At 57.9% G+C, this 3,867-nt stretch carries 4 protein-coding genes; 2 read left to right on the forward strand and 2 right to left on the reverse strand.

The window, feature by feature from the left end:
• The first annotated feature begins 249 nt into the window (after positions 1-249).
• Positions 250-1,302 (forward strand): oxygen-dependent tRNA uridine(34) hydroxylase TrhO, encoded by a 1,053-nt coding sequence (trhO, locus tag B7G66_RS13280; protein ID WP_003621637.1) that lies wholly within the window; start codon positions 250-252, stop codon positions 1,300-1,302.
• Entirely contained in the window at positions 1,295-1,879 is a 585-nt protein-coding gene (locus B7G66_RS13285) for a GNAT family N-acetyltransferase (RefSeq protein WP_003621638.1), read from the forward strand. Before trhO ends, B7G66_RS13285 begins: the two co-directional genes overlap by 8 nt.
• Before the next feature lie 143 nt (positions 1,880-2,022).
• Here B7G66_RS13285 and B7G66_RS13290 read toward each other — a convergent pair whose 3' ends face one another.
• Both B7G66_RS13290 and B7G66_RS18240 read right to left on the reverse strand, forming a co-directional pair.
• Complete coding sequence (locus B7G66_RS13290) at positions 2,023-2,217, reverse strand: hypothetical protein (RefSeq protein WP_003621639.1); 195 nt, start codon at positions 2,215-2,217, stop codon at positions 2,023-2,025.
• Between the two features lie 231 nt (positions 2,218-2,448).
• Entirely contained in the window at positions 2,449-2,625 is a 177-nt protein-coding gene (locus B7G66_RS18240) for a hypothetical protein (protein WP_003621640.1), read from the reverse strand.
• Between the last annotated feature and the right edge of the window lie 1,242 nt (positions 2,626-3,867).

The following is a 3,867-nucleotide window of genomic DNA, read 5'->3' on the forward strand; positions in this document are numbered from 1 at the left end:
CTGAAGCTTTTTGGAAAAAGCTTCACCAAAAACCTTTATAACTTCAGGATATTATTGATCCTGACTTTTTAAACAGTCTGTTGACCAGGGGGCATGTTGCCGATGGCCTTCCACCATGGGGCAGGCATACCAAGGCGCGGGGCACGCATAATCGGCAAATGTCGCACGCATCCCCCGATGCCGCTTGGAGATCGCGCGGCGGCCTGATATGGCGGTGGGGTTGTCCCCCCGTTTTCAGGGTTTCGCCCCATGACCAGCACCGCGCCCGCCCCTTCCACCACCCCCGACACGGCTGCCGGCACTGCCCTGCCGGTGCGGATTGCGGCGCTGTACTGCTTTACCCCGTTTGCCGATCACCTTGCCCTGCGTGCGCCGCTGGAACGGGTATGCGCCGAACAGGGCGTGCGTGGGACGCTGCTGATCGCGGCAGAGGGGATCAACGGCACCATTGCGGGCAGCGATGCGGGGATCGGCCATGTGCTGGCGCATATCCGTGCATTGCCGGGATGCGCGGGTCTGGATGTCAAGGAAACCCGCGCCGCCAGTGTGCCGTTCCACCGCATGAAGGTCCGTCCCAAGCGCGAGATCGTGACGATGGGCGTGCCCAACATTGATGCGCGCCACGATGCCGGTCATTATGTGGAGGCCGCACAGTGGAACGACCTGATTTCGGACCCTGATACCATCGTGATCGATACGCGCAATGATTACGAGGTCGCGATCGGTACATTCGCGGGTGCGATCAATCCCGCCACCCGGTCGTTTCGTGAATTTCCCGCATGGTTCCGGGCGCGACGGGCGGAGATGATGGCGCGTGGCCGTGCGCCCAGAATCGCGATGTTCTGCACCGGGGGCATCCGGTGTGAAAAGGCGACGGCCTTTGTCCGTGCCGAAGGGATCGACGATGTGTTCCACCTGCGTGGCGGCATCCTGAAATACCTTGAAACCGTGCCAGAGGCCCACAGCATGTGGGAGGGCGAATGCTTCGTCTTTGACCAGCGCGTCAGCGTTACGCACGATTTGCGCCCCGGCACCCATGTGCCGTGCCATGCCTGCCGCATGCCCGTCAGCCTGGCGGATCAGGCCTCCGCCCTGTATGTGCCGGGGGTCAGTTGCCCCGCCTGCCATGACGCGCGCGATGACATCCAGCGCGCCCGCTATGCCGAACGTGAACGACAGGCCCGCATGGCGCATGCGCGGGGTGAAAACCACCTTGGCGCAATGCCCGTGCGTCGTGGTGCGACAGGGACGACAGGTGCGACAGGTGCGGCGGGTGGGGATAGGGATGATGGGCATGGATGATCCCGTCCCTGCGGCCTTTCCCGACCGGTCGGATGGGGGCGCGCATGATACGGCGGTGATGGTGGCGCCCGTCACGCGCATGGATGAAGATGACCTTGTGACGGCCAATATCGCCAGCCGCGATTTCCATGCGCCATGGGTCGCCCCCTTTACCGACCATGACGGTTTTGCAAAATGGTTTCATCAGGTGGTGACAGGGGCCAATGTCGCACTGGTGGCGCGGCGCGATGACATGGCGGGCGCGGACGGCGTGATCGGCGTGCTGACACTAAGCCAGATCGTCCATGGCACGTTCTGCAGCGCCTATCTGGGATATTACGCGATGAAGGCCCAGGCGCGGCGCGGCCTGATGACGCAGGCGCTGCGCATGACCGTGCGCCACGCGTTCGATGCGATGGGCCTGCACCGGCTGGAGGCCAACATACAGCCCGCCAACCTGCCATCCCGCGCGCTGGTGCGGCGTGTGGGGTTCCGGTGCGAGGGATTTTCGCCGCGTTACCTGTTCATCGACGGCGCATGGCGTGACCACGAACGCTGGGCCATCCTGTCGGACGACCCGGCCGGCCGCGCGGCATAGGGACAGGCCACAGGCACCTGTCGCCGGATTTTTTCAGAAATATGCTGTGATGCGAAGCTGTTTCAGAACCCCGCCAGACGCGCCCCATGGAGTGGCGCGGCAGGGGAGGGTGGCAGGGGAGGTATACCGGTGTGTGGCCGGTACTACTTGTCCCGTCCCCCGGTGATGTTGATGATGCCCAGACCCAGCAGGCCAAGCCCGGCCAGCCCCTCTGCCACCATCCATGCCATGGGGCCGATCCCGTCGGGCGTCATGCCGCGTACCAGCACGCCGACGCTGCCGATCATCAGCAGCAGCGAAAGGATGGTGCCCCATTTTACAATCTTGCCGCGATCCATCGTGTTTCTGCCTTACGCCTCCGTCGGTTTGTCCCGAAAGCGGGCAACCGGCCATCATCCTATCATCATGCCGCCACCTGCGTCCAAGGCGCCCCGCACACAACACATGGCCCGTGCCCGCGTTACGCATGCAATGTCATGAAAACGCGGCAGGCATGAAAAAAAGGGCGTGAGCCCGCGCGCCACGCCCCGGTTTCGCCCGGCAAAGGCCAGGATCAGCCAGAGACAGGATCACCCAGAGACAACCTGTTCGGGGGTAAACCATTTGTCATCGCCCGTCTGGTCGGAACGCACGCGCATCTGCCCGTTATCAATGATTTCCACCACGGTGCCGCGCGTCCCGCTCCATTCAGGGTCCGATATCGCGTCCTTGCGTATCATGACGACGTCACCGTCCTTAAAAGCCATTATGTGCCCTCCTGTCCGTAATCGGGTGATCCCTGTGCCCCAAGCAAAGCCGCCCCCTGTCCCCACGTCAAGAAGGCGTGAGGGGCACGGCCCATGTGGCGTCCAACACGCGCCGGCCATCCATAAGGGCATGATGTGCAAATGATTGCGTCCTGTTGCCGCCTGTGGTGCATGGTCCCCGCGCACAGGCAGAATGGGTGCATGGAATATCCGTCCGCTGCCCCAACCCGGTACGCAGCACGATCCCTGCACGGTGATGTGATGGGAGTATAAGAGGCTGTTTGAAAAGGTAAGTCCGATAAGATCGCGGAATCATAAAAGTTTTTGGTGAAGCTTTTTTCAAAAAGCTTCGAAAGACGTCGCCTTTTCCGATCGACAGGCAATACTAAAAATATTTCTCCATTGTTTATTGGTGGATCATTTCAGACGTGATTCTGGGTTTTTGGAATGTTTTTGACTTTCAAAGCTTTTTGGAAAAAGCTTTACCAAAAACTTTTATTATTTCAGGGGGCCTGGTGTAAAATTTCAAATAGCTTGGAGGATCAGGGGATCGATTTCCATTTGTAATTTGCAGAGAATTTATAATTCGGCTGGTATGAAAATGGAAAGACTATCCCGATGTCTTTTACAAAAGTTCTCAGTCTGACGAAATATTAAAGGGAATTGGTAAATATTTTATAAAAACCCATGCGTGGATTATGTATTTTTCAATGGGGAGGTTTTTTTGGGGAAGTGATGTATTGCGGAATCATGATAAAATACCATCCTCTTGAAAAGAAAATCAGCATACTTTCTGAAATGATAAAAGTTTTTGGGTGCCGCCTTTTTTCAAAAAGGCGGCATCTTCTGAAGATTTTCAGGAAAATACCCACTAAAACCCTTCGGAATGTCAGGATGTTATCGCCCCTGCTTTTTCAGGCAGCCCCTAATTTCCTGTCGGGTTGGGCATATTCCTGAAATGATCTGCCGGAAAACAGGCATATTATGAATTGATGCATCAAGGGGTGTGGTCTTCCTGTGTGAAAATGACATGCAGGCGCGATTTTCGCCCCCAATCCAGCAAGCCCGCCAAGGCCATGAAACAGGTCCGCCGGAGGATTGTTGCAGACAGGCGGCAGGGTTTTTGCACACAGCGTCCCCAAAGATGGCTCTCGATTGCGCAAGGGGGCGGGGGCCTGTTCCTTTGCTGGCCCCGGTAAGAGACTGTTTGAAAAGTCAGGCTCGATAACACCCTGAAATTAT

This window comes from Novacetimonas hansenii JCM 7643 (assembly GCF_000964405.1).
In the GTDB taxonomy this organism is placed as follows: Bacteria; Pseudomonadota; Alphaproteobacteria; order Acetobacterales; family Acetobacteraceae; genus Novacetimonas; species Novacetimonas hansenii.